Annotated in this window: 24 protein-coding genes and 1 pseudogene; 14 read left to right on the top strand and 11 right to left on the bottom strand. The window is 69.7% G+C overall.

The annotated features are described in order from the left end of the window. Positions 1-406 precede the first annotated feature (406 nt). Genes lnt through AC1DVZ_RS13940 form a run of 3 tightly spaced genes read left to right on the top strand, consistent with a single transcriptional unit; the run spans position 407 to position 3,319 of the window. Positions 407-2,047, top strand: coding sequence for an apolipoprotein N-acyltransferase (gene lnt / locus AC1DVZ_RS13950; RefSeq protein ID WP_477618800.1), 1,641 nt, complete (start codon positions 407-409; stop codon positions 2,045-2,047). Then, the gene (locus tag AC1DVZ_RS13945) at positions 2,040-2,825 is read left to right on the top strand and encodes a polyprenol monophosphomannose synthase (RefSeq protein WP_477618799.1); all 786 of its coding nucleotides are present in this window, start codon (positions 2,040-2,042) and stop codon (positions 2,823-2,825) included. The genes lnt and AC1DVZ_RS13945 overlap by 8 nt, the downstream gene beginning before the upstream one ends. Continuing rightward, a complete protein-coding gene (locus tag AC1DVZ_RS13940) occupies positions 2,810-3,319 on the top strand; it encodes an FxsA family protein (RefSeq protein WP_477618798.1) in 510 nt (169 codons plus the stop codon). The genes AC1DVZ_RS13945 and AC1DVZ_RS13940 overlap by 16 nt, the downstream gene beginning before the upstream one ends. A gap of 77 nt (positions 3,320-3,396) precedes the next feature. Here AC1DVZ_RS13940 and AC1DVZ_RS13935 read toward each other — a convergent pair whose 3' ends face one another. The 4 genes from AC1DVZ_RS13935 to AC1DVZ_RS13920 all read right to left on the bottom strand — a co-directional run bounded on the left by AC1DVZ_RS13935 (position 3,397) and on the right by AC1DVZ_RS13920 (position 7,552). After that, positions 3,397-3,756 carry an RNA polymerase-binding protein RbpA gene (locus tag AC1DVZ_RS13935; protein ID WP_179423005.1) on the bottom strand — a complete coding sequence of 120 codons (360 nt, stop codon included), beginning with the start codon at positions 3,754-3,756 and terminating at the stop codon, positions 3,397-3,399. A 141-nt stretch (positions 3,757-3,897) separates the two neighbouring features. Beyond that, a complete protein-coding gene (locus tag AC1DVZ_RS13930; protein ID WP_477618797.1) occupies positions 3,898-5,460 on the bottom strand; it encodes an MFS transporter in 1,563 nt (520 codons plus the stop codon). An 81-nt stretch (positions 5,461-5,541) separates the two neighbouring features. Next, on the bottom strand, positions 5,542-6,966 hold the full coding sequence (locus tag AC1DVZ_RS13925; RefSeq protein WP_477618796.1) for a D-alanyl-D-alanine carboxypeptidase family protein: 1,425 nt from the start codon (positions 6,964-6,966) through the stop codon (positions 5,542-5,544). 91 nt (positions 6,967-7,057) lie between these two features. After that, entirely contained in the window at positions 7,058-7,552 is a 495-nt protein-coding gene (locus AC1DVZ_RS13920) for a GNAT family N-acetyltransferase (RefSeq protein ID WP_477618795.1), read from the bottom strand. 100 nt (positions 7,553-7,652) lie between these two features. Between AC1DVZ_RS13920 and AC1DVZ_RS13915 the strand changes: the two genes are divergently transcribed. From AC1DVZ_RS13915 to AC1DVZ_RS13895, 5 genes are all read left to right on the top strand, one after another. Continuing rightward, complete coding sequence (locus AC1DVZ_RS13915) at positions 7,653-9,311, top strand: HAD family acid phosphatase (protein ID WP_477618794.1); 1,659 nt, start codon at positions 7,653-7,655, stop codon at positions 9,309-9,311. Positions 9,312-9,465: 154 nt separating this feature from the next. Next, entirely contained in the window at positions 9,466-9,807 is a 342-nt protein-coding gene (locus AC1DVZ_RS13910; RefSeq protein ID WP_477618793.1) for a single-stranded DNA-binding protein, read from the top strand. An 89-nt stretch (positions 9,808-9,896) separates the two neighbouring features. After that, the gene (locus AC1DVZ_RS13905; RefSeq protein ID WP_477618792.1) at positions 9,897-10,346 is read left to right on the top strand and encodes a helix-turn-helix transcriptional regulator; all 450 of its coding nucleotides are present in this window, start codon (positions 9,897-9,899) and stop codon (positions 10,344-10,346) included. A gap of 5 nt (positions 10,347-10,351) precedes the next feature. Further along, on the top strand, positions 10,352-10,759 hold the full coding sequence (locus tag AC1DVZ_RS13900) for a VOC family protein (protein ID WP_477618791.1): 408 nt from the start codon (positions 10,352-10,354) through the stop codon (positions 10,757-10,759). A gap of 88 nt (positions 10,760-10,847) precedes the next feature. Further along, entirely contained in the window at positions 10,848-13,238 is a 2,391-nt protein-coding gene (locus AC1DVZ_RS13895; RefSeq protein ID WP_477618790.1) for an ATP-binding cassette domain-containing protein, read from the top strand. Here the strand turns inward: AC1DVZ_RS13895 and helR are convergent. Continuing rightward, positions 13,225-15,398: pseudogene (helR, locus tag AC1DVZ_RS13890) on the bottom strand (RNA polymerase recycling motor ATPase HelR). The gene AC1DVZ_RS13895 and the pseudogene helR sit on opposite strands and share 14 nt — an antisense overlap. Positions 15,399-15,623: 225 nt before the next feature. On the opposite strand from helR, the gene AC1DVZ_RS13885 reads away from it, so the two are divergent. Then, on the top strand, positions 15,624-16,481 hold the full coding sequence (locus AC1DVZ_RS13885; protein ID WP_477618789.1) for an aldo/keto reductase: 858 nt from the start codon (positions 15,624-15,626) through the stop codon (positions 16,479-16,481). Here the strand turns inward: AC1DVZ_RS13885 and AC1DVZ_RS13880 are convergent, their stop codons facing one another. Next, a complete protein-coding gene (locus tag AC1DVZ_RS13880) occupies positions 16,482-17,102 on the bottom strand; it encodes an L-threonylcarbamoyladenylate synthase (protein ID WP_477618788.1) in 621 nt (206 codons plus the stop codon). Positions 17,103-17,196: 94 nt separating this feature from the next. Here AC1DVZ_RS13880 and tdh point away from each other — a divergent pair, with 94 nt between their 5' ends. Together tdh and AC1DVZ_RS13870 are read left to right on the top strand one after the other, a co-directional pair. Further along, on the top strand, positions 17,197-18,234 hold the full coding sequence (gene tdh / locus AC1DVZ_RS13875) for an L-threonine 3-dehydrogenase (protein WP_477618787.1): 1,038 nt from the start codon (positions 17,197-17,199) through the stop codon (positions 18,232-18,234). A gap of 4 nt (positions 18,235-18,238) precedes the next feature. Next, entirely contained in the window at positions 18,239-19,447 is a 1,209-nt protein-coding gene (locus AC1DVZ_RS13870) for a glycine C-acetyltransferase (RefSeq protein WP_477618786.1), read from the top strand. Between the two features lie 13 nt (positions 19,448-19,460). Here the strand turns inward: AC1DVZ_RS13870 and AC1DVZ_RS13865 are convergent, their stop codons facing one another. From AC1DVZ_RS13865 to AC1DVZ_RS13855, 3 genes are read right to left on the bottom strand one after another with little or no spacing between them, the layout of a single operon-like run. Next, positions 19,461-19,907, bottom strand: coding sequence for an OsmC family protein (locus tag AC1DVZ_RS13865; RefSeq protein ID WP_477618785.1), 447 nt, complete (start codon positions 19,905-19,907; stop codon positions 19,461-19,463). After that, positions 19,908-20,447, bottom strand: coding sequence for a DUF1697 domain-containing protein (locus AC1DVZ_RS13860; protein WP_477618784.1), 540 nt, complete (start codon positions 20,445-20,447; stop codon positions 19,908-19,910). Further along, positions 20,447-21,292, bottom strand: coding sequence for a PhzF family phenazine biosynthesis protein (locus tag AC1DVZ_RS13855; protein WP_477618783.1), 846 nt, complete (start codon positions 21,290-21,292; stop codon positions 20,447-20,449). The genes AC1DVZ_RS13860 and AC1DVZ_RS13855 overlap by 1 nt, the downstream gene beginning before the upstream one ends. 25 nt (positions 21,293-21,317) lie before the next feature. Between AC1DVZ_RS13855 and AC1DVZ_RS13850 the strand changes: the two genes are divergently transcribed. Next, a complete protein-coding gene (locus AC1DVZ_RS13850) occupies positions 21,318-21,938 on the top strand; it encodes a histidine phosphatase family protein (protein WP_477618782.1) in 621 nt (206 codons plus the stop codon). A gap of 41 nt (positions 21,939-21,979) precedes the next feature. Here AC1DVZ_RS13850 and AC1DVZ_RS13845 read toward each other — a convergent pair whose 3' ends face one another. Together AC1DVZ_RS13845 and AC1DVZ_RS13840 are read right to left on the bottom strand one after the other, a co-directional pair. Then, entirely contained in the window at positions 21,980-22,615 is a 636-nt protein-coding gene (locus tag AC1DVZ_RS13845) for an RES family NAD+ phosphorylase (protein WP_477618781.1), read from the bottom strand. After that, positions 22,612-23,157: a hypothetical protein gene (locus AC1DVZ_RS13840; RefSeq protein ID WP_477618780.1), complete on the bottom strand. Its 546-nt coding sequence runs from the start codon at positions 23,155-23,157 to the stop codon at positions 22,612-22,614. Before AC1DVZ_RS13840 ends, AC1DVZ_RS13845 begins: the two co-directional genes overlap by 4 nt. Before the next feature lie 110 nt (positions 23,158-23,267). On the opposite strand from AC1DVZ_RS13840, the gene AC1DVZ_RS13835 reads away from it, so the two are divergent. Further along, a complete protein-coding gene (locus AC1DVZ_RS13835) occupies positions 23,268-23,942 on the top strand; it encodes a hypothetical protein (RefSeq protein WP_477618779.1) in 675 nt (224 codons plus the stop codon). Further along, positions 23,939-24,520 carry a hypothetical protein gene (locus tag AC1DVZ_RS13830; RefSeq protein ID WP_477618778.1) on the top strand — a complete coding sequence of 194 codons (582 nt, stop codon included), beginning with the start codon at positions 23,939-23,941 and terminating at the stop codon, positions 24,518-24,520. Before AC1DVZ_RS13835 ends, AC1DVZ_RS13830 begins: the two co-directional genes overlap by 4 nt. Positions 24,521-24,541 lie beyond the last annotated feature (21 nt).

Here is a 24,541-nt window from a genome sequence, read left to right as displayed (position 1 = left end):
GGCGTGTCGCGCGCGACACGCCGACCGTTCGCCGATTGCCCGATGTTGCCTTGCAGCACAACGGATTTGGCGTGAGCACGCAACCGGCCGCAAAGCCGTCTCACACCGATGACCGCGGGGTTGACAGCCCTCGCGTCGGGGGTAAGTTTGCCCACGGTTGTATCACCGCAAGACCGTCGACCAGGGGGAATCCAGGCCGGAGACGTACGCATTGCCCGGTGGCTAGCGCGCGCAGCCACCGCTCGCCAGCAGTGACGTATGACCCGAACTGGTGCCCCGCTCTCGGCGGTGGTGGACGGCGGCTCGGCCCGCGCGCTTAGTAGACAACAGCAGGATGTCGGCACCCAGTCGGCCCCTTGCTGGTCCCAACGGCAGTGCGGGCCGTTCCGTGTCCTACCGTGGTCCCGTGCCGAAGCCGACCATCACCCTCCGCGTGGGAGCGAGACTCCTCGCCGCCCTGGTCTCCGGCCTCCTCACGTCGTACGCCTTCCCCGAGCACGACATCTGGTGGCTCGCCCCGGTCGGTGTCGGACTGCTGTCCGCGGCGGTGCTCGGCGCCCGGTGGCGACTGGCCCTGGTGCTGGGGCTGGCCCACGGCCTGGGCTTCTTCCTCCCCACGCTGTCGTGGACGGGCGTCTACGTCGGCAACCTCCCGTGGATCGCACTGGCCACGCTCGAAGCCCTCTACCTCGCAGCCATGTGCGCGCTGACAGCCGCGGCGCAGCGCCCCTTCCTCGACTCCCGGCTCCGCCCTCTCGCGTATGCCGCCGTCCCGCTTGCGTGGGTGCTCCAGGAGTGGGCGCGGGGGACGACTCCGTTCGGCGGCTTCCCGTGGGCGCGCCTGGCGTTCAGCCAGGCCGACGGCCCGTTGGCGCCGTTCGCCCGGTTCGGGGGAGCCCCCGGTCTCACCTTCGCCGTGGCCACCCTGGGCGTCCTGCTGCACCTCGCCGCCCGTGAGCTCACCCACAGGGTGGGCCGGCCCCGCCCGGCCCAGCCCGCGGCATACCGGCCCCTGGTGGTGGGGCTCGCGGTCCTGGCGCTCACACCGCTCGGGCTCGCCGTGGCGACGACGCCACCCACGGACGGGCGGAAGGTGTCGGTGCTGTTCGTCCAGGGCAACGTGCCCAAGCCGGGTCTGGACTTCAACGCCGAACGACGCAAGGTCCTCGACAACCACGTCCAGGGGACGCTCGGAGCCGTCGCCACGGGTCATCGGGCGCCGAGCCTGGTCGTGTGGCCGGAGAACTCCTCGGACATCGACCCGTTTCAGAACGCCGACGCGGCCGCCGACATCCGGCTCGCCGTCGAGACCGTCAAGGCGCCCATCCTCGTGGGCGCGGTGCTCAACGGCCCCGACCCCTACATCTCCAACGCCAGCCTGTTCTACCGCCCGGGCGAGACCGACCCGCAGCGCTACGTCAAGCAACACCCCGTTCCGTTCGCGGAGTACATCCCCTACCGCGACTTCTTCCGCACCTTCTCCGACAAGGTCGACCTCGTCACGCGGGACTTCACCAAGGGCGACGAGGCGGGCGGCTTCGAGGTGCCGGTGGCCGGGGAGCGGCCCTACTGGATCATCCCCACCATCTGCTTCGAGGTCGCCTACGACGGGCTGATGCGCGACTCGACGCTCCAGCCCGGGCGGGGTGCGAGCATCCTCGCCGTGCAGACCAACAACGCGACGTTCGGCTACACCGCCGAGTCCGAGCAGCAGTTCGCGATCAGCCGGATCCGGGCCATCGAGCACGGCCGCTCCGTCGTGCACGTCTCCACCGTCGGCGTCAGCGGGTTCATCAACCCTGACGGAACGTACGTCGACAAGACGACGTTGTTCACCGCAGCGGCCCGGTACGGGTCGCCGGTGGTCCGCTCCGAGGTCACCGTGTCCGATCGCCTCGGACCGCTGCCGGAGTATGCCGCGGGGCTGGCGTTCGTCACACTCCTGGCGCTCGGTCTGTGGCTACGGCGCCGGACCGCTAGGGTCGATCGCGCCACGGACGGACCGACCGCACCGGCTCAACCACGAAGGGATCCTGTCGTTGTCTGACGAGATCGTGTTGTCCGACCAGATCGACCGGGTGCTCGTGTGCATTCCGACGTACAACGAACGTGAGAACCTGCCCCGCATCGTCGAGCGCGTGCGGGCGGCGGTTCCGACTGCGGACGTCCTCGTCCTCGACGACAACTCCCCGGATGGCACAGGCCAGGTCGCGGACGAGATCGTCGCGGCCGACCCGCAGGTCCGCGTGCTCCACCGACCGGGCAAGCAGGGGCTCGGCAATGCCTACCTGGCCGGCTTCGCCTGGGCCATGGAGCAGGGCTACGGCGCCATCGTCGAGATGGACGCCGACGGCTCGCACCAGCCCGAGCAGCTGCCCGCTCTGCTGGCGGCCCTGACCGACGCAGATCTGGTCATCGGCGCGCGGTGGGTGCGTGGTGGCAGCGTGGTCAACTGGCCGCTGCACCGCAAGGCACTCAGTGTCGGCGCCAACATCTACACGCGGGTCCTGCTCGGCATGCCGGTCCACGACGCCACCGCGGGGTACCGCGTGTACCGCGCCAGCGCCCTGCAGGCCATCGGGCTGGACCACGTCGCGTCGCAGGGCTACTGCTTCCAGGTGGACCTCACCCAGCGCGCCGTCCGGCTCGGGCTGCGCGTCGTCGAGGTGCCCATCACCTTCGTCGAGCGAGAGATCGGTGACTCCAAGATGAGCGGCGACATCATGCGCGAGTCCCTGCACCGCATCACGTCCTGGGGGCTGGCGCACCGAGCCGACCAGGTGCGACGGCTCGGCCGCAGGGAACCCACATGGCACCGGCTGTAGGACGCACCCCCTATGCGCGGCGACGTCGGCCGCGCTGGCTGGCCGTTGCGTTCGTGCTCCTGCTCGTCGTCCCGGTCCTGGAGATCGCGGCGATCATCGCGGTCGGCAAGGTCATCGGTGGGTGGCAGACCCTCGTCCTGCTGCTGGTCGAGTCGGCCCTGGGCGCCTGGCTGGTCCGGCGCGAAGGGGCTCGCGCCTGGAAGGCGCTGACGACGGCGCTGACCACGGGGCAGATGCCGAGCAGGCAGCTCGCGGACGCTGCCCTCGTCCTCGTGGGCGGGACCCTGCTGCTCACCCCGGGGTTCCTCACCGACATCGTCGGGTTCTTCTTCATCCTGCCCTTCACCCGGCCCATCGCCCGGAACCTCCTCGAGGCCGTGGTCGCCAAGAAGCTCCTCGGGGGCGTCTTCGGCGGACGGGGCCCCGGTGCGTCCGGTGGCGCTGGGGGACAGCCGCCCAGCGGGCCCGACGTCATCGAGGGCGAGGTGCTCTAGCAGCTCGCCCCACGGCATACGGGGCATGACGAAGGCCGCGTCCCGTGATGGGGACGCGGCCTTCGTGGTCCTGCGGCTCAGGCGGTGCGCTTGCGGCGCGGCTTCTCGCCGCGCGACTCGCGCAGGAGCACCAGGCGCTCCTCGAGGAGCTCCTCGAGCTCAGGGATGGACCGGCGCTCCAGCAGCATGTCCCAGTGGGTGCGGACGTGCTTGACCTGCTTGACCTCGGGCTCGGGGCCGTCGACGAGACGGGCCTCCTCGCCGCAACGACATTCCCAGGTCGACGGGATCTCCGCCTCGATCGAGAAGGGCAGCTCGGTCCGGTGGCCCAGTGGGCACACGTAGGACGTGATCTGTCGCTCGCTCGGGACGACGTGGTCGTCTGTCTCGAGACTGTGCGAAACCATTCGGCTGCCCCGGAGGGTGCGCTCTGCCATGACGGGGTTCTCCCAACGTGCTTGGTACCCTGCCCGCTCGGGTGGGGGCTCGGGGATTCACTCGGCATAACGCCGTAGACCCGTGCAATGTTCCGACGTTGGGGACGTCCGTTTCGTTGGCAGTTGTGACGCAAATCACACTCAGACGATCGCGGGTACCTCATTGCCGGCGTCGAGGATCCCCTGGCGCACGTCGACCCTGCGCAGGAGCACGAACCCGAGCACGAAGAAGATGATCAACGCCACGATCGCCGGCCGGTAGGAGTCGGTCAGCTGGTGGACCAGGCCGAAGAGCAGCGTGCCGAACCACGACGTGCCACGTTCCATCGCTTGGTAGAAGGCGAAGAACTCGGCCTCCCGGCTCTTGGGCACGAGCTGGCTGAACAGCGACCGGCTCAGCGCCTGGCTGCCACCCAGGACGATTCCGATGAGGACGCCCAGGGCGATGAACGGGATGAACGCCTTGGCCGGGACGAAGAAGGCCGCGATCACGATGCCTGCCCAGGCCACCAGCGAGCCGAGGATGGTGCGCCACGCCCCGAAGCTGCGGGCGAACCGGCCGAAGAGCAGCGCCCCGCCGAACGCCACGAACTGGACCAGCAGGATCAGGGCGATCAGCTGTTCCTGGGCGAACTTGAGCTCCTCGGCGCCGTAGAGGCTGCTCGAGGAGATGACGGTCTGGATCCCGTCGTTGAAGAACAGGTACGCCAGCAGGAACATCAGCGTGTGGGGGTAGGTCCGCAGGTCGCGGAACGTGTGGCCGAGCTGGGCGTAGCTGCCGCGGATGATGCCCGAGGAGGGCTGGTCGACGCGAGCGATCTCGCCACCGCGCAGGTCCCACAGACCGCGCACGGGGATGAGGGTGAACAGGCCCCACCACAGCCCCGCCGACAACATGCTGATCCTGACCGCCATGCCCTTGTCGACGCCGATGAGGTCGGGCTTGGAGACGATGACCAGGTTGATCGCGAGCAGCAGCCCACCGCCGAGATAGCCCAGCGCCCAGCCGCGCGACGAGACGGCGTCGCGGTCGTCGGGGGAGGCGATCCGGCAGAGGATGGCGTCGTAGACGACCAGGGAGGAGCCGAGGGCAATGGTGGCGAGGATCATCATCAGCGCGCCGAAGCGCCAGTTGGACCCGTGCAGGAAGAACAACAGCGACGCGGCCACGGCACCCGCCCAGGCGAAGCCACCGAGCAGTCTGGCCGGGCGCGGGGTGCGGTCGGCGATCGCTCCCACGAAGACCAGCAGCACCGCCGAGATGATGGTCGCCAGGGTGACGGTGTAGGACGCGACCGACCCCGGGTCGAGGGGAGCCGTCAGGACGAGCACGAGGGCACCCACGGCGGCGACCGCCAGCGGGACGGCCGTCGGCATCAACGCCGGCTGGTTGCGGACCATCTGGACCACGGTGAACACCAGCGCGGCCAGGCCCAGGAGGGTGAGCACCAGCGCGACCTGCCAGACCCCGCTCGGCAGGTCGGCCGCACCCGGGACGACGTGCAGGTCGACGTGGCAGCTCGCGTCGTCGTCGAGTCCGGGACAGGCGGCCTCCTTGGCGACCGTCGTCAGGTACGGGGCGAAGAGCACCGTGCCCACGGTCGTGACGAAGGCGGAGTTCGCCCAGTCGTACCAGTACCAGGGCTTCTTGTAGTGCTCGTGCTCAGCCCACGTCGACTGTGCCGCGGCCGCCTCTGTTGTCATGCGTGAAGGGTGGCATAACGAGTACTCGTGAAGATGGGTATTCCTACCCAGAAGCGATGGCGAGTCGGGGCTCGGCGGTGACTAGCCGGCATACTCCCAGTGCCACGGCTCGGGCAGCGAACCGGAGGGTTCGGCCCAGTCCGGGTGGAACCACCCGTAGAGGGGCGCGTTCTGCTTCATCCACAGGTGCGCGGGCGTGCCGAAGCTGTTGATGCCTCCGCAGAGGTCCACGGCCCGGCCCATGCCGTGCTCACTGCGCCCGGGGGTGGCAGCCCACTTGCCCTTGACGACCTTCACCGCGACCTGCGCGGCGTACGAGCGGTAGGAGTCGGTGACGCAGATGGGGGAGCCCGTGTCCTTCTCGTAGGCGATGCTCATCGCGTTGAACGCGGCGGCCGCGCCGGGGCGAAGGCTCTGCCCCGCCGCGCCGACCAAGGGACACAGACCCGCCACCGGGATCTTGCCGTTGGGGTACTCGGTCTCGTTGGTGCTGCAGGCCTTGACCGACCCGTCGGCCAGCACGCCCGGCACGACGAGGGCGGCGCGCAGTCGCCTGGACGCCTCGACCGCTGCCGCGTTGCCGCTGCCGAGGAGCAGACCGGCCACCGGACCAGCCTTGACGACCTGCTCGGCATGCAGCTGCCTCGTTGCGTCCAGCTGGGCCTTCTGCTCCTGGACGACCACGTCGAGCTTCTTCTTGGCCTCGGCAACCTGCGTCGCGGCCTCCGTGGCCCTGGTGCTGGCCTCGACCGCCTTGATGGCGATGGTGCGCTGGAGCTGGGTCTGGTTCTGGACGCGTTCGATCTGCCCGGTGCGCTGGTCGGTGAGGTAGGACAGCTGGGCGGCGGTGTCGCTCGCCTCACTCGCCGACTTCGCGAGGGAGTCGAGGAGGGTGCCCATGTCGCTGATGGTGCCGCCGGTTCCGGCGTAGGCGAGGTAGGCCCACTGACCGAGGGCGCGGCGGTCCTCGCCAAGGCGGGTGCTCAGCTGCTGGTAGAGCAGCACGTTGCGGTTGGCCTCCTCGCGCGCAGCCCGTTCCGCGTCCCGTGCCGCGGCGTACTCCTGCAGGAGGGTGTTGGCTTCGAGGGCGAGCCGGTCGAGCTTGGTCGCGGCGGCCGCGATGCCGGCGTTGGAGGCGGTGAGGTCCCTCGTGAGCGCGTCGGCCTGGGCGATCTGCGCGGCCAGCTCAGCGGGGCTGAGCGTTGCCTCGCCGCCGGCGCCTGGTGTCGCTGTCGCGCCGGCCGTGACCGTCCCGCTGCCGGTCGTGAGGGCGTCCGTCGGGTGCGCGCTGGTGCCGTCGGTCGGGTCCGTTGGCGACGTGGAGGCCCTGCTCGACGTGGTCGACGGAGCTGGCGTCGACGACGTGGACGAGGTGGCGGGTGTGGACGAAGTGGCCGATGGTGCGGGTGGGGCCGTGGTGGCGGCRTACGCCGGTGTCCACCCTGCCAGCACCGCGGCGGTCAGGGCGCCTGCGGCTACGCCAGCTCTTCCTGCGAGCCCAAGCACGGTAAGCCAACTCCCTCTTCTGCCACCCTCCGGGCAGCTCTGAACTCCTCAACGCACCATAACCGCGATAGGTCACGTTTTCTCTCGTCCTTTAGTGCGAGAGCACCTGGGTCATCAGGCTGACCCGGTGACCGGGAGCGCCCAGCTGGGCGACCTCCCGATAGCCGCGGCGTCGGTGGAACTCCAGTGAGGGAACGTTCGGGGGATCGATGTTGACCTCGAGGACGAGTCGCCCCCGAGCTCGGGCGGCAGCTTCGACAGCCTCGTAGACGGCCGTCGCCAGGCCGCGTCGCCGGAAGCGGTCGTCGATGACGATCCGGTCGAGGTAGTCGAACTCGTTCCCGTAGCGCTCGCCGAACCAGCGGTAGTTCGCCGAGTCGTAGTCGGTCCCCGGCCCGAAGACGAGGACGAAGCCGGCCGTCTGCCCGTCGCACACGATCACGTCGGCGCGCGAGGCCCATCGGCGGAGGTCGTCGAGTCGGGGCCGGTCGAGCGGGGAGAGCAGCTCGACGTGGTCGGCGTTGAGCCGGAGCACGTCGGGCACGTCGCTGTCGACCATCGGGCGCAGCACTTCCGGGGCCTGCATGGCCGCGAGTCTGCCACCCGTGACAGTTGTCACTTCCGCCGAGGTCAGGGCTTACGTAGCCTCCGGCAGTCACCACCCCCACCTTCAGGAGCGTGCGTCCATGGCCATCCCCGTCCACAGCAGAAGGGGTGGCCCCACCGCCACCCAGGTCCGGAGGACGGCGGTGACGGCGGGTGCGGCAGTCCTGGCCCTCGCCGCTGCCACCCTCGCGGGCGCCGGGCCGGCCACGGCCCACGGCACGGACACCCGTCTGGCCCCGCGCACACACTTCACGGTGCAGGCCGACGGCTCGAGCGGGCTGACCGCCGGGGGAGAGGGCATCCCCAACATCGACTCGGTCAAGAAGACGATCTACGCCTACTACGGCGACCCGGCCGGCACCGGCGCAGCCGACCCGACCAGCTCGCCGTACATCTCGGAGCTGACCTCGATCCTGGACGCGCAGCGCCGCGCGCTGCCGCGCCTGCTGGCCGACGCCGAGCGGCACCACCAGAAGCCGGCCATCGTGTTCGATGCCGACGACACCACCCTGTGGACCTACCAGATGGAGGTCGGGGACATGAAGTTCGTGTTCACGCCCGCCGCCCAGGCTCCCTGGGTCAACGAGGAGCGGTTCCCTGCGGTCCCCGGGATGGTCGACTTCGTCAACGACGCCCAGGCGATGGGCTTCACGGTCTTCGGCCTCACAGGGCGCAGCGACAGCCAGAAGGCGCACACCGTCAGCAACCTGGCCAAGGTCGGCTACACCGCCTTCCCGGAGAACCGGTTCTTCACCAAGTACAACTCGGGCACGACCCCGCCGAGCTACCTCACCTGCGCGGCCGCGCCCATGTGCACCACCGTCGAGTACAAGGCGGGGACGCGCAGGCACATCGAGCAGGACCTCGGTTACGACATCGTCCTCAACGTGGGTGACCAGTGGTCCGACCTGCAGGGCGGGTATGCCGACCGGTCACTCAAGCTGCCCAACCCCACCTACTACCTGCCCTCGCCGAACCTGCCCGGTGTCAGCGAGCCGCGCCTGGCACCACGCACCCGCTTCACGATGAAGCCCGACGGGTCAAGCGGGCTGACCCAGGGCGGCGAAGGGATCCCCAACATCGACGTGGTGAAGAAGACCATCGCGGTCTACTACGGGGACACCGGCACCGGTATCTCCGACAAGGTCTCGTCGCCCTACATCTCGGAGTTCGCGCGAGTCATCGACCGACACAGCAGCCAGCTGCTCCAGCAGTGCCGCACCGAGACGAAGCAGGGCCGCAACCCGGCCATCGTGCTCGACGCGGACGACACGACGTTGTGGACCTACGACATGGAGGTCGCGGCGATGCACTTCGTGTTCAACCCGACCGTACAGGACCAGGAGTGGGTCCAGCCGCAGCGCTTCCCCGCCACCCCGGGCATGGTGTCCTTCGCCAACGCAGCGGCCGAGGCAGGTTGCACCCTGGTCGGCCTGACGGGTCGCAACACGACCCAGCGGGCCGCCACGCTCGGCAACCTGGCCAAGGTCGGGTACACCGGTTTCAGCCCGGACAACTACTACACGAAGTGGACGGCCACCGAGCCGATCCCGTCGTACGCGACCTGCGTCCTGGCACCCCGGTGCACGACGATCGAGTACAAGTCGCAGACGCGAGCACACGTGGAGGCTCAGGGCCTCGACATCATCGCCAACTTCGGCGACCAGTACAGCGACCTGATCGGCGGGTCCGCGGACCGCGCGATCAAGCTGCCCAACCCGACGTACTACCTGCCGTAGTCCCACCCTCGCGCAGAAGCGGCGCCAGGACGACCCGCGCCGCTTCTGTCGCGTGACGGCGCTCCGTGTCCACAGCTGTGCGCCGTCGTCGCCGTGGTCCACACGTGAACTCGTGGGCCTCGACCTGAGCGTTCGACACGGGCAGCGTGGTCGCATGGATGACACAGGGGAGTGGGTCAACGAGGTGCGACTCGTGGGCAAGGTGAGCGGTGCAGTGGACGAGCGCGAGCTGCCGAGTGGCGACGTCGTCGCCGCGATCCGCCTCGTCGTGCCGCGTCCGGCCGGCCGAGCTCGAGGGAGCGCCACGGTCGACACGATCGACGTGGCCTGCTGGACCGGACGGACCCGTCAGGCTGCGCGACGGCTGGCCGCCGGGGACCAGGTCGAGGTCGCGGGTGCCTTGCGACGCCGCTTCTTCCGGGCCGGGTCGGCCACCGCGAGCCGCTACGAGGTCGAGGCGCACCAGCTGACCCGGATGCGTCGTCCGCCGGGGTAGGGGAGCGGGGTAGTCGGGCACGATGCGGCGAATCGGCCCCGAACCCAAAGCGCTAGTCAGTGTCGCGCGCCACGTGGCACGATCTCGAGGTGACCAGTAGTCCCGCTGCCGAACAGCACCTGCACGACCTCGCGAGGCTGCGCCGCGTCCGCGACAGGATCGACCGTGAGTACGCGCTGCCACTCGACGTCGAGGCGCTTGCCCGCGGCGCGCACATGTCGGCCGGCCACCTGAGCCGGGAGTTCAAGCAGGCCTACGGCGAGTCGCCGTACAGCTACGTCATGACCCGGCGCATCGAGCGCGCCATGGCGCTGCTGCGTCGCGGTGAGCTCAGCGTCACCGAGGTCTGTTTCGAGGTCGGTTGCTCGTCGCTGGGCACCTTCAGCACCCGCTTCACGGAGCTGGTCGGCGTCCCACCGAGCACCTACCGGCGGCAGATGGCCACGCCCACGCCGGAGATGCCTTCGTGCGTCTCGAAACAGGTGACCAGGCCGATCAGGAATCGAGAAGCGCAGGCACCTGAGGCCCAACTAGCCTGAACGACATGGACATCACCATTCACGCGAGCTTCCTCCCGCAGAACGATCCGGACGCTGCCTTGTCCTTCTACCGCGACACCCTGGGCTTCGAGGTCCGCGGCGACGTCGGCTACAACGGGTTGCGCTGGATCACGGTCGGCCCCGTCGACCAGCCCGGCACCTCCATCGTGCTGCACCCGCCGGCCGTCGACCCGGGCATCACCGACGAGGAACGTCGCACGATCGTCGAGATGATGGCCAAGGGCACGTACGCCACGATGCTCCTGGCCACCGCGGACCTCGACGGCACGTTCGAGCGCGTGGCGGCCAGCGGCGCCGACATCGTCCAGGAGCCGACCGAACAGCCGTACGGGGTCCGTGACTGCGCCGTCCGCGATCCCGCCGGGAACCTCCTGCGCATCCAGCAGGGCTGACCCGCACCACACTGGTCCCCTCACGGAACCACCCACGGGGCCGCACCACGCACCGGGCATCGACTCACGGACGGAGACACGACCGAGCATGGCCACACCGAAGGACACCCAGCCGCCAGCGGCCCACGCCGCGGACAGCCACGACACGATCAGCGTGCTGGGTGCGCGCGAGAACAACCTGAAGGACGTCAACGTCGAGCTCCCCAAGCGCCGGCTGACGGTGTTCACCGGCGTGTCCGGTTCCGGGAAGAGCTCGCTGGTGTTCGCGACCATCGCCGCGGAGTCGCAGCGGATGATCAACGAGACCTACAGCGCGTTCGTGCAGGGGTTCATGCCGTCCCTGGCCCGACCCGAGGTCGACCTGCTCGAAGGACTCACGACGGCCATCATCGTGGACCAGGAGCGGATGGGCGCGAACCCCCGCTCCACGGTCGGCACGGCCACCGATGCCAACGCGATGCTCCGGATCCTGTTCAGCCGGCTCGGAAAGCCGCACGTCGGGCCTCCGACTGCCTTCTCGTTCAACGTCCCGACCCGCAGGGCGAGCGGGGTGATGAGCACCGAGAAGGCCTCCGGCCGCGTGGAGAAGAACGTGGTCCGCGACGTGGTCTACCTGGGTGGCATGTGCCCCCGGTGCGAGGGCATGGGCGCGGTCTCCGACTTCGACCTCACGGCGTTGTACGACGAGAGCAAGTCACTGAGCGGGGGTGCACTGACGGTCCCGGGCTTCAGCATGGACGGCTGGTACGGCCGGATCTTCGCCGGCGCCGGCTTCGACATGGACAAGCCGATCGCGAAGTTCACGAAGAAGGAACTGAACGACCTGCTCTACAAGGAGCCGACCAAGATCAAGGTGGAAGGCATCAACCTCACCTTCGAGGGCCTGATCCCCAAGATCCAGAAGTCGATGCTCTCCAAGGACGTCGACGCGATGCAGCCGCACATCCGCGCCTTCGTCGAGCGCGCGATCACGTTCCAGACCTGCCCTGAGTGCGACGGCACGCGGCTCACTCCTGAAGCCCGGTCCTCCAAGGTCGCGGGCAAGAACATCGCCGAGCTGTGCGAGATGCAGATCAGCGACCTGGCCGAGTGGGTCCGTGCGCTCGAGGAGCCGTCGGTGGCGCCGCTGCTCACCGGGTTGCAACACCTGCTCGACTCGTTCGCCGAGATCGGCCTGGGGTATCTCTCCCTCGAACGTCCGGCGGGCACCCTGTCCGGGGGAGAGGCCCAGCGCACCAAGATGATCCRCCACCTCGGGTCGTCCCTCACCGACGTCACGTACGTCTTCGACGAGCCGACGATCGGGCTGCACCCCCACGACATCGAGCGGATGAACCAGCTGCTGCTCCAGCTGCGCGACAAGGGCAACACTGTGCTCGTCGTCGAGCACAAGCCCGAGACGATCGCCATCGCCGACCACATCGTCGACCTCGGTCCCGGCGCCGGCACCGAGGGTGGAAGCGTCTGCTTCGAGGGAACTGTGGACGGCCTGCGGGGGAGTGACACCGTCACCGGTCGCCACCTCGACGACCGTGCGACCCTCAAGGAGTCGGTGCGACCGTCCTCCGGCGCGCTCGAGGTGCGCGGCGCGTCGACCCACAACCTCCGGGATGTGGATGTCGACGTCCCGCGTGGCGTGCTCTGCGTCGTCACGGGCGTCGCCGGTTCGGGCAAGAGCTCACTGATCCACGGCTCGGTCGCCGGTCGCGATGGCGTCGTGGTCGTCGACCAGGGGGCGATCAAGGGGTCGCGCCGCAGCAACCCGGCGACCTACACCGGTCTGCTGGAGCCCATCCGCAAGGCGTTCGCGAAGGCCAACGGCGTGAAGCCGGCCCTCTTCAGCTCGAACTCCGAGGGTGCCTGCCCGTCGTGCAACGGTGCCGGTGTGATCTTCACCGAGCTGGGGGTCATGGCCACCGTCGAGTCCACCTGTGAGGAGTGCGAGGGAAAGCGTTTCCAGGCGTCCGTGCTGGAGTACACGCTGGGAGGTCGCAACATCGCCGAGGTCCTGGCGATGTCGGTCACCGAGGCGGAGGTGTTCTTCGGCGATGGTGAGGCCAAGACACCTGCCGCCCACAAGGTCCTCGACCGGCTCGTGGACGTCGGGCTCGGCTACCTCACCCTCGGCCAGCCCCTGACGACCCTGTCCGGGGGAGAGCGGCAGCGAGTCAAGCTGGCCACACAGATGGCCGAGAAGGGCGACGTCTACGTCCTGGACGAGCCGACCACCGGGCTGCACCTCGCCGACGTCGCGAACCTCCTCGGGCTGCTCGACCGGCTCGTCGACTCCGGCAAGTCGGTCATCGTCATCGAGCACCACCAGGCCGTCATGGCGCACGCCGACTGGATCATCGACCTCGGTCCGGGGGCCGGCCACGACGGCGGCCGGGTCGTGTTCGAGGGCACTCCCAGCGAGCTCGTCGCCGACCGTTCCACCCTCACCGGCGAGCACCTGGCTGCCTACGTCAGGAGCTCGTGAGGATGACGAGCTGCCCCGTCGCCCGGGTCATGGCGACGTAGCGGTCGACCGCTCCCTCGATGCCATCGCCGAAGGCGTCGGGGTCGACGAGGACGACCAGGTCGAACTCGAGCCCCTTGGACAGCTCGGGCGTCAGGGACTGGACGCGGGAGGTCGCCCGGAACGCCGGGTCACCGATGACGCAGGCGATCCCCTCGGCGTGTGCGTCGAGCCAGGCGTCGAGGATCGCGTCCAGGTCTGACACAGCGCCGTGGACGACGGGGACACCGGTGCTGCGGATGGAGGTGGGCACGTTCGCGTCCGGGATCGCCGCCCGGATGACCGGTTCGGCCTCGGCCATCACCTCTTCCGGCGTGCGGTAGTTGATGCTCAGGGAGGCGAGGTCCATGCGGTCGAGCCCGACCCGCGCCAACCGTTCCTGCCAGGCCTCGGTGAACCCGTGCCGGGCCTGGGCGCGGTCCCCGACGATCGTGAAGCTCCTCGACGGGCACCTCGCCAGCAGCATCTGCCACTCCGCGTCGGTCAGCTCCTGGGCCTCGTCCACGACGACGTGCGCGAACGGGCCGGCGAGCAGGTCGGGGTCTGTGTGGGGGAGCGCCGCCTCGTCGACCATCGCCCCTTGGAGGTCCTCGCCACGCAGCATCGACATCACGTGCATCTCCGAGTCGTCCGTGGCGATCAGGTCGTCGACCACCCGGGCCATGCGTTCGCGCTCGGCGGCGACAGCCGCGTCGTGCCGGCGCCTGAGTCGTGAGGCTTCCGGGTCGCCGAGCCGCTGACGTGCTGCGTCCAGCAGCGGCAGGTCGGACACGGTCCATGTCTGGGCATCCGCGCGCCGGAGTGCCCCGATCTCGTCCGGGCTGAGCCAGGGCGCGCACATCCGCAGGTAGGCGGGCACCGACCACAGGTCACCGACGAGGTCGGCCGCGTCGATCAAGGGCCACGCGCTGTTGAGGACCGTCAACAGCTCCGTGTTCTGCTGGAGCGCCCTTCGGAGCAGCTCGGGGGATACCTCGCCGTCGTCGTCAGGGTCACCCTCGTGGTCGTCCTCCAGCCGGTCGACCAGGATCGTGAGCAGCTCCTCCCAGATCTGGTCGCGTGCCTCGTTGTGTGGAGTCCCGGGATCGGGGGCCTCGAACGCCGCCGCCCAGTCGTCGGCCCCCAGCCATACATCGGACCAGGGGTCGTGACGGTCATCCCCGTGGTGGGCGGCTCCTCGTAGAACCGGACGGCGGTCTCGATCGCCTTCACGAGGTCTGCTGACGCCTTGAGGCCGGCCACCCTCGGGTCGCTCTCGGGTCGGGCTGTGGCTCCCTCCGGAACGAGGTCGCGGATGGTGCACGTCTGCACGCCTTCCTCGCCGAGACTGGGGAGGACATCGGAGACGTACGCCAGGTAGGGCTGGTGCGGGCCCACGAACAGCACCCCGCCACGGCGGTGCCCCAGGCGTGGGTCCGCATAGAGCAGGTATGCCGTGCGGTGCAGGGCGACGACCGTCTTCCCCGTCCCGGGACCACCGTCCACCACGAGTGGCCTGCGGGACCCCGCGCGGATGATGGCGTCCTGGTCGGACTGGATCGTGCCGAGCACGTCCCGCATCCGGGTCGAGCGGTTGGTGCCCAGGCTGGCGATGAAGGCGGACTGGTCGTCGAGGGACGCGGCGTGCCCGGCATACCCGTCCGAGGTGAACACCTCGTCCCAGTAGTCGCCGACCCGACCACGGGTCCACCGGTACCTGCGCCGGCTGTCCAGGCCCATCGGGTTGGCGTGGGTCGCCCCGAAGAACGGTTCGGCCGCGGGGGAGCGCCAGTCGAGCAGCAGCCGACGGCCCGTGGGGTCCGTGAGGCCGAGTCGTCCGACGTAGACGGGCTCGGGGTGGTCGGCGAGGACGATGTGCCCGAGGCACAGGTCGAGGCCGAAGCGACGCAGGGCCCGCAGCCGGGCGGTCAGCCTGCGGACCTCCACATCACGCTCCAGCGCCTCCTGACCCAGTCGGCCCGGCGCCCTGCGCGCGACATCGAGACGGTCGGACAGGTCTTCGATCGCCTGTTCGAGGCTCTCGGCGATGGCAGCGAAATGCTGCTCGTCGCCGGCGATCAGGCGCGGGTCGGCCTTGGCGGTGAGGTGGGCGGGCAGGCGGAACGCGCTGGTTGTCGTCATCGGCCGCGATTCTGCGGCACGACCCGGGTCTTGCCGCAAGCCCCTGGGTGCGTTATACGTTGAGAGTGGAAGGGAGCATTGCTCACTTCCACGTTGTCGTCCACGGGCCCACCGTGGCGCTCGTTCGATCCCTACGATCAGCGTCGCCGCAGCAGGATGAATAAACGCCGATAATCGACATTATGTCAATCTAGTGATTCTGACAGCCTCCCCTACGGTGGTGGCATGGGCACTGACACACCGGCAGCCGACGACCTGACCTACGCACTCAACGACGGGACGTCGCTGCCTGCCATCGGCTTCGGCACCTATCCGCTCAAGGGTGGCGACGGCATCGACGCGATGGTCAGCGCCCTCGAAGCGGGCTACCGGCTGCTCGACACGGCCGTCAACTACGGCAACGAGGCAGAAGTCGGCAAGGCGCTGCGCCGGTCCGGAGTCCCCCGCGACGACGTCGCCATCGCGACCAAGGTCCCCGGCCGGTTCCATGCGAGAGACCTCGCGCTGCAGTCACTTCGGGACTCAGCCGACCGTCTGGGTGTCGATCGGCTCGACGTCGCGCTCATCCACTGGCCGAACCCCAGCCAGGACCTCTATCCGCAGGCCTGGCAGGCGCTGGTCGACGCCCAACGCGAGGGCTTGGTCCGCACGATCGGTGTCAGCAACTTCACCGCGCAGCACCTGCGCCGCATCATCGACGAGACGGGCGTGACTCCCGCGGTGAACCAGATCGAGCTGCACCCGTACTTTCCCCAGCGGCGGATGCGGGCGGTCCATGAGGAGCTGGGGATCCGCACGCAGGCGTGGAGCCCGATGGGCAAGCGGCAGGCGCCCTTCGACGAGCCGCCGGTGGCCGGCGCGGCAGCTGCGCACGGTGTCACCCCGGGTCAGGTGATCCTGCGCTGGCACGTCCAGCTGGGGTCGCTACCGCTGCCCAAGTCCGCGACGCCTGAGCGACAGCGCCAGAACCTCGACGTCTTCGGGTTCGAGCTGACGCAGGCCGAGATGGCTGCCATCACCGCCCTGGGACGCGAGGACGGCCGCCTGTTCGGCGGCGACCCCGACACGCACGAGGAGATGTAGCTACTCGAACGGCGTCGGGTCCCCCGCGCCGACGCGGGTCACCTCGGGAGTCCCGTCGGAGTAGTCGATCACGGTCGTCGGGTCGGTGCCGCACTCCCCCGCGTCGATCACCGCATCGACCTGCAGGTCGAGCTCCTCCTTGACCAGCCACCCCTCGGTCATCGGGGACTCCTCATCGGGCAGGATCAGCGTGCTGGAGAGGAGGGGTTCGCCGAGCTCAGCCAGCAGTGCCTGGACGACGCGGTTGTCGGGGATCCGCACGCCGACCGTCTTCTTCTTCGGGTGCAACAGCCGCCGTGGCACCTCCTTGGTCGCCGGGAGGATGAACGTGTAGGGCCCCGGCGTGGCCGCCTTGATGGCGCGGAACACGCGGTTGTCGATGTGCACCAGCTGCCCGAGCTGGGCGAAGTCGGCGCACACCAGGGTGAAGTGGTGCTTGTCGTCCAGGTGCCGGATCCGCACGATCCGCTCCTTGCCCTCCTGGTTGCCGAGGGCGCACCCGAGCGCGTAGCCCGAGTCCGTCGGGTAGGCCACCAGTCCGCCGTCCCGGATCAGCGCGACGGCCTGCCCGATCGCCCGCGGCTGCGGGTCGACGGGGTGGACGTCGAGATAGCGGGCCATGGGGTGACTGTATGCCGCGTGGTCGCGGCCGTGGGCACGCACCGCGGCCACGCGGCATACCTCCCCTCTCCCCCGGCCGACTATGTTGTTCGGCGTGCGCGCACTCGTGAAGACCCATGCCGGCCCGGGACTCGAGCTCAAGGACGTCCCCGAACCACAGCCCGGACCCACGGACGTGAAGATCCGCGTCCTGCGGGCAGGCCTGTGCGGCACCGACCTGCACCTCGAGCAGTGGGACGACTGGGCCGCCTCCACCGTCAAGGCACCGATGACCATCGGGCACGAGTTCTACGGCGAGGTGGTCGAGGTCGGTGAGGACGTCGACTCGGTGAAGGTCGGGCAGCGGGCCTCCGGCGAGGGGCACATCGTCTGCGGGACCTGTCGCAACTGTCGGGCTGGTCGGCGCCACATGTGCATCCACACCAAGGGAATCGGCGTGAACCGCGACGGCGCCTTCGCCGACTTCGTGGTGATCCCGGCCTCGAACGTGTGGGTCCAGCCCGACGACCTGGACCCCGACCTCGGCGCGGTCTTCGACCCGCTGGGCAACGCCACCCACACCGCCCTGTCGTTCCCCATGGCCGGGGAGGACGTCGTCATCACGGGCGCCGGACCGATCGGCGTGATGGCCGCCGCGCTGGCCCGCCACGTCGGTGCCCGCCACGTCGTCGTCACCGACCTGAGCGACTACCGTCTCGACCTGGCCAAGAACGCCGGAGCCGACCTCGTGGTCAACGCCCGGACCTCCGACCTGGGTGAGGCGATGAAGTCCCTGGGCATGAAGGAGGGCTTCGACATCGGCCTCGAGATGTCCGGGGTGCCCAGCGCCGTCGAGGACATGCTGGCTCACATGAACCACGGCGGCCGCGTGGCGATGCTCGGCCTGCCCAAGGATCCCTTCCCGATCGACTGGGGCCGGGTCATCACCCACATGATCACCATCAAGGGGATCTACGGGCGCGAGATGTACGACACCTGGTACGCCATGAGCTCGATGCTCGGCAACTCACCGGTGCTGCGCGACCGGATCGCGTCGGTGATCACCCACCGCCTCCCTGCCGAACAATGGCAGGACGCCTTCGCCGCAGCCCGATCGGGTCAGTGCGGCAAGGTCATCATGGATTGGAGCTGACGCGATGTACGGCACCGTGAAGGACGAGCTGGCCACGACGTTGCGGGAGATCGCCGACGCCGGGCTCTACAAGCACGAGCGCGAGCTGAGCTCGCCGCAGTCCGCCCACATCACGACGGCCCGAGCCGACGGGCAGCGGTCGGCGGCGCTCAACTTCTGCGCCAACAACTACCTCGGCCTGGCCGACCACCCCGACGTCGAGGCTGCAGCCGCAAAGGCGTTGCAGGACTGGGGTTTCGGCATGGCCAGCGTGCGCTTCATCTGTGGCACGCAGGAGCTTCACAAGCACCTGGAGCGCGCGATCTCGGACTTCCTCCAGATGGAGGACACCATCCTCTACTCGTCCTGCTTCGACGCCAACGGCGGAGTGTTCGAGGTGCTCTTCGGAGCCGAGGACGCGATCATCTCCGACGAGCTGAACCACGCGTCGATCATCGACGGCATCCGCCTGACCAAGGCCAAGCGGTTCCGCTACAAGAACGCCGACATGACCGATCTGCGCACGCAGCTCGAGTCTGCCGCCGCAGGGGGTGCGCGACGCACGGTCGTCGTCACCGACGGCGTCTTCTCGATGGACGGGTTCCTCGCCCCGCTCGACCAGATCTGCGACCTCGCCGACGAGTTCGGTGCCATGGTCCTGGTCGACGACAGCCACGCCGTCGGGTTCGTCGGCGACGGCGGTCGGGGTACCCCGGAGCGTTTCGGCGTGATGGACCGGGTCGACATCATCACCGGGACGCTGGGCAAGGCCCTCGGAGGCGCCTCCGGCGGCTACGTCAGTGCGCACCAGGAGATCGTCGACCTGCTGCGCCAGCGCTCCCGTCCCTACCTGTTCTCCAACGCCGTGGCCCCCAGCGTCGCGGCCGGTTCGCTCAAGGCTCTGGAGATCGCGGCTGCCTCGCAGGACGCACGGGCCCGGCTGCGCTCCAACACCGAGCTGTTCCGTGCCCTGATGACCGAGGCAGGTTTCACCCTGCTGCCCGGCGAGCACCCGATCACCCCGGTCATGTTCCCGGGCGAGGACGGCGCCCGGTTGGCCGCCCAGGTCGCCGACGCCATGCTCGAGCAGGGCGTCTACGTCATCGCCTTCTCCTACCCCGTGGTGCCGCAGGGCAAGGCGCGCATCCGCGTCCAGCTGTCCGCGGGGCACTCCGAGGACGACGTCCGTGCCTGCGTTTCCGCGTTCACGGCGGCTCGCGACAGCCTCGCCTGAGGATCGGCCGGGGCTAGTCCGGCGCGACGCCGCTGTCGATCGGCGTGCCGATCACCACGGTGCGGCTCACGGTGCACAACCGGTCGTGCGACATGGCGATCGCCTTGGGCAGCATGTCGCGCGCCGCGTCGCCGGAATCCCCCTCGGGGAAGGTCACCGAGAAGCGCACCTTGATGTCGCCGAGGTGGTTGCCGTTGTCGTCGCGGAGCTTGTCGCCCTCAGCGGTGACGGTGAAGCTCTCCGGCTCGGCCCGCTTGACGGTGATGAAGTCGACGTCCACGGCACTGCACCCGGCAATGGCGGTCAGCAGCAGCTCGACGGGCGTGAAGTCGGTGTTGTCCCCTCCCCCGATGCGCATCGTGCCACCGCGGACGTTGGTCACCTCGAAGACACCCTTGGAGACCCGCTCCATGCTGATCGAGCGGTGGCCCAGTCCGGTGCCACCAGTCTCTTCGGCCATTCAGGTTCCCCATTTCTGCGCCAGGGCGCGGACGACGGTCAGGTTCCGGGCCGTGCCCGGGATCCCGAGGATCTTCTCCATGCGGGCGCCGGTCAGCTTGAGCTCGTTGAACGGTACGGACAGCTCCAGGAGGACATCCTTGCCGATGACGGTCGCGCGCTCCCCCTCGACCTCCCACCCGTGCAGCTCCCTGGTTGCGGCGGCGGTCGGCGCGGTGGCGCAGAAGCTGACATAACGGCTCGCCTCGTGCGGCAGCTGCTCCGGCATGCCGTCGATCGCCTGCACGAGCGCCGGCAGCTCCGCGGCCTTCCTGACGATCGCGACGACGTCGAAGCCCGCATGCTCACCGAGGAGCCGCCCCACCTCGGCCTCGACCTTGGGGAGGCTTCGCATCGGGGTCGTGACGAAGACGTTGCCGGTCTGGATGTAGGTCTCGACATCGCCGAAACCGTTGTCGGACAGCACTTTTCGGGCATCCGCCATTTTCAGCTGCCGCTTGCCGACGTTGACGGCCCGCAGGAACACGACATAGCCGGGCATCAGAGCTCGACCTCCCCGGCGCCCACCGGACGCACGAGTCCACCCACGCGGACCGTGCCGTCGTCATCGACCGTCAGGTCGAGCAGCGACGGCCGCCCCACCTGGGCGCCCTGGCTGACCGTCCACCGGCCCGATCGACCCTGACCCACGAACCACGCGCCGAGGTTGGAGCAGGCCGAACCCGTGGCTGGGTCCTCAGAGACGGCGTCGCCGTCGCTGACCAGGGCCCTCGCCTCGATCCTCCCCTCCCCTGCCGGTGACCACACGTAGACGAGGGTCTCGCCACCCCTGGCGCCCATGCCGGCATACCGGGCGAGCAGCTCGGGTCGGACCCGGGCCCGTCGCACGGCGTCGACCGAGACCGCCCGCGCGATGACCTGGGAGGTCCCGACGCTCACCTGCTGCACCGGTCCCACGAGCTCTGCCGGAGCAAGTCCGATGGCCTGCGCCAGGTCGTCGATCGCCAGCTCGGCCTCGATCCGGCCGGAGTTCGCGGTCAGCGTCCACCGGTCACCGTCCGCCTCGACCGGGATCACCCCGGCCGGCATCGACAGGCCGAGCCGGTCACCGAGTCCGTGGAGGTCGCGGGCGACGTGGGCCGTGCCGAGAGTCGGGTGCCCGGCGAACGGCATCTCGAACGACGTGGTGAAGATGCGCACCCCGGCGTCCGCCCCGTCCAGCGGCGGCACGAGGAAGGTCGTCTCGGACAGGTTGAACTGCCTGGCCAGGCCCTGCAGCTGGTCCTCCGTCAGTCCGGACCCGTCCTCGAAGACGCACAGGGGGTTGCCCGAGAACGGGTCGGAGGGCAGGGCGAAGACGTTGAGCAACCGGTACCTCAGGCGCATGCGCACACTCTGTCATGCTTGCGCAGTGACCTCCCCGCCAGCGCCACCGGCCGGCCGCCTCGTCCTGCTGCGCCACGGCGAGACCGAGTGGTCGAGGTCCGGTCGCCACACCGGACGGACGGACATCCCGCTGACACCGCACGGCGAGGAGCTGGCCCGGCAGTCGGGGCGACTCGTCGCCGACTACGACTTCGTGCTCGCCCTCAGCTCTTCGTTGCAGCGGGCGCGCCGCACCGCCGAGCTCGCCGGGCTGACGCCAGAGGTGGACGACGACCTGCTCGAGTGGGACTACGGCGGCTACGAGGGCMTGACGACGGCCCAGATCCGCGAGCAGCTCGGCTACGACTGGACGGTGTTCCGCGACGGCGTGCCGGCCGGGGACACGCCTGGCGAGACCGTGGAGGAGGTCGCCGCCCGCGCGTCACGCGTCGTCAAGCGCGCCCTGGCGGCGATGGCCGAGGGTGACGTTGCCCTGGTCGGGCACGGCCACTGCCTGAGGGTTCTGGCCAGTGTCTTCCTGCGCCAGGAGCCGCGGTTGGGGGCCCAGCTGCTCCTGGACGCCGGATCGGTCAGCGTCCTTCAGTTCGAACGCGAGCAGCCCGCCATCCGGGTCTGGAACCACGGCCCCGCCGTCACCGGACACTGACGGCACTGACTGCACCAGCTGCACTGACGGCGGGGTCCGGGTCACTCGCGCGTGGTGCGCGTCCGCGGTGGGCGCACGACGGTGAGATCGGCTCGTCGCGGGGTCGGCAGCGATGTCGGCGCGCCCGAAACCTGTTGCGCTGGAACGGGGTCGGGATCGACCGGCCAGTCGGCCGCTCCTTCTGCGTGGAACAGCGCAACGGCGCTGGTGTCACCGGGCGTGAAGCGCGGTCCGTACTTCACTCCCCCACTGCCCGCCTGGTCGAACGCGCGCGCCCAGGCATGGGGCACGGCATACGGAACCATCGACTCGAGCTCGCGGGTGACGCCGAAGGGGGCAGCTCGCCCGTCCTGCACATCGGCAACCTCGCGAGGCGCCGTGAGCCGCAACCGCGACACCACGGAGGCCTCGAGCAGGCTCTCGGGCACCGCCTGTGAGCCCCCCAGCACGGGACCCAGGCGTTCGCGCAACGCGCTGAGCGGGTCGAGGGCGACGTAGCAGGTGCCGCGCGGCGGGCTCAGGTCGAACCGCCCGCTGCCGTCGTTGCCGAACCACCACGGCCCCAGGTCGACGCCGTGGGCGCGGAACAGGTCGGTCTCGGTGTCCACCCGGTATGCCGGGAAGCCGGCCAGCGACGCCGGCGGCGGTCCCAGCGCAGTGCGCTCCCGCGACGTCACGCGGCCCACTGGGACGCGTCGGCGACCGCAGCCGCGGCCACGCGGGCCACGGCCGTCGGTGACGACCGGTGCACGACGAGGTAGTCGACCGCGCTGTGCCCGTCGAAGACCGCGGACGGCGTCGTGAGCCAGGCCCCGATCGACCAGCCGTCCGCTCCCCTGCGGCTGAACGCCCCCACGGCGTCCTGCACCCCGGGTCGGACGGCGCCGTTGCGCCCGAACTGGAGCGAGGGATAGAGGAGGTGACCGTCTGCCGTGCGGCAGGCGAGCACCGTCCCCCGTCGGATCCGGTCGAACAGGGCCTGGCGGGAGATGCCGAGCCAGGCGACGAGCCCAGCCGTGTCGTAGAACGGGCCGAGCGGCTGGTCGAGCGGGTGCACGGTCGGCAGAGCCGCGAGCATCCGGTCGGCGAGCGCGTCGACGTCACCGAGGTCCAGCCGACGCCCCTGGGCCGCGAGCTCAGCCGCCCGCAGCTCGATCCTCGTGCGCACCGCTTCGGTGAGCGCGTCCACCTGTGTCGTCGTGCGGGTTCGTGGAGCCATGCCTCCTCCTTCGGGTGGGACGTCCGCCCAGACACGGACATCAACGTCAAGGGCGTCAAGGTATGACACGAGAATAGCGCCCCGGACCGACACCGCTACCATTGGCGCCCGTGGGGACGGAAACACTGGGGATCTCCAGCTGGTGGGGTCGGGCGCGAGGCTGGTTCGCGACGCTGACCGTGCGCCAGTGGCTGCTCGCTGCCTTCCTCCTCGTCCTGGCGGTGTCCTCCCCCTTCGGTGGGCTGCGTGCCCAGAAGGCCGATGCAGCGTCGCCGCTGGCAACGGGCACCGAACAGCGCGTCGCGCCCGTGCGGCTGACCGTGACCAAGGTGCGTTACGGCAACGACCTGGGGGTCCCGCTCGCGGGGAAGATCGAGGGACGCTATGTCGTGGTGTTCGCGAAGGTGACCGGCACCGACGACACCAGGTCCGTCCCCCTGTACGACACGCTGCGCGACCTGCTCCGGATCGAACAGGTCGCGGGTGTCACCCGCCCCCGGGGATCCGAACCGCAGCCCTCGAGCGACGACCTGCGCCCCGACACGATCCTGGTGGCCGATGACGCCGAACCGATGGGCGACCTCGCACCGGGCCTGACCTACGACCTCGCCTTCGTGTGGCGACAGGGGCCGGGACAGCCCGTGCCCACCTCGGTGCAGGTCGCGGCATACGGCCACACGTTCAGGCAGTCGAGCATCGACGACACCTACGACTGGCGCGACCCCACCCGGGCCGCGGTGGGGACCTTCACCGCGACTCCGTACGAGAAGGTGGCTGCGTCATGAGGCTGCCCCGCCCCAACCGGGCCCAGCTGGGTGCCGGCGCCCTGGTCCTCGCTGCGCTGTCCGTCGGCCGGGTGGTGACCGAGTGGCTCCCCGACGGTCCCTCGCCGGTGCGCCCGTTCGAGCGGACGGCGTCGGTCGGTGAGGACGTGCGCCTGCGCTTCGGCGCCCTGCGCGTCACTGACGTCGACGGCGGCCCGCAGCTCGCGACGAGCAGCGCGGCAAAGCTGTCCCCCGGGCTCTGGGTCACCGCCCACGTCGACTTCACCCCATCGGTCGACAAGATGGGCATCGGCTACGCGGAGCTACGCGACGCGCACGGGCGGGTCCTCACTCGCGGCGCGCGCAACGTCCTCACGTGCGAGGTGGTCAACCCCGGTATCCCGGGGCACTGCCTGGTGGCCTTCGAGGTGGATCCGACAGCCCTGGCCGGATCCCGCCTTGCCCTGACCCGAAACGTCAACGACGAGCGCGGTGACGACATGGCCGTCGTGGACCTCGGGATCAGCGCCGATGACGTGACGGCATGGAAGTCCCGCACCACCGCGGTGGAGCTCCTGATGCCGACGGAGACCCTGTGACCCGCCGGGTGCCGCTGTCTC

The organism is Pedococcus sp. P2_E5 (assembly GCF_056403895.1).
Note: the sequence above shows the minus strand (reverse complement) of the source record. Positions and strands in the feature narration are given on the sequence as shown.

Bases quoted from the DNA above. Each gene is read 5' to 3' on its own strand.
- AC1DVZ_RS13940 (WP_477618798.1), top strand. From the start codon at position 2,810: ATGGCACCGGCTGTAGGACGCACCCCCTATGCGCGGCGACGTCGGCCG.
- AC1DVZ_RS13900 (WP_477618791.1), top strand. From the start codon at position 10,352: ATGGACATCACCATTCACGCGAGCTTCCTCCCGCAGAACGATCCGGAC.
- AC1DVZ_RS13855 (WP_477618783.1), bottom strand. From the start codon at position 21,292: ATGCGCCTGAGGTACCGGTTGCTCAACGTCTTCGCCCTGCCCTCCGAC.
- AC1DVZ_RS13915 (WP_477618794.1), top strand. From the start codon at position 7,653: ATGGCCATCCCCGTCCACAGCAGAAGGGGTGGCCCCACCGCCACCCAG.
- AC1DVZ_RS13885 (WP_477618789.1), top strand. From the start codon at position 15,624: ATGGGCACTGACACACCGGCAGCCGACGACCTGACCTACGCACTCAAC.
- AC1DVZ_RS13860 (WP_477618784.1), bottom strand. From the start codon at position 20,447: ATGCCCGGCTATGTCGTGTTCCTGCGGGCCGTCAACGTCGGCAAGCGG.
- AC1DVZ_RS13880 (WP_477618788.1), bottom strand. From the start codon at position 17,102: ATGGCCCGCTATCTCGACGTCCACCCCGTCGACCCGCAGCCGCGGGCG.
- AC1DVZ_RS13830 (WP_477618778.1), top strand. From the start codon at position 23,939: ATGAGGCTGCCCCGCCCCAACCGGGCCCAGCTGGGTGCCGGCGCCCTG.
- AC1DVZ_RS13870 (WP_477618786.1), top strand. From the start codon at position 18,239: ATGTACGGCACCGTGAAGGACGAGCTGGCCACGACGTTGCGGGAGATC.
- AC1DVZ_RS13840 (WP_477618780.1), bottom strand. From the start codon at position 23,157: ATGGCTCCACGAACCCGCACGACGACACAGGTGGACGCGCTCACCGAA.
- AC1DVZ_RS13910 (WP_477618793.1), top strand. From the start codon at position 9,466: ATGGATGACACAGGGGAGTGGGTCAACGAGGTGCGACTCGTGGGCAAG.
- AC1DVZ_RS13935 (WP_179423005.1), bottom strand. From the start codon at position 3,756: ATGGCAGAGCGCACCCTCCGGGGCAGCCGAATGGTTTCGCACAGTCTC.
- AC1DVZ_RS13930 (WP_477618797.1), bottom strand. From the start codon at position 5,460: ATGACAACAGAGGCGGCCGCGGCACAGTCGACGTGGGCTGAGCACGAG.
- AC1DVZ_RS13920 (WP_477618795.1), bottom strand. From the start codon at position 7,552: ATGCAGGCCCCGGAAGTGCTGCGCCCGATGGTCGACAGCGACGTGCCC.
- AC1DVZ_RS13865 (WP_477618785.1), bottom strand. From the start codon at position 19,907: ATGGCCGAAGAGACTGGTGGCACCGGACTGGGCCACCGCTCGATCAGC.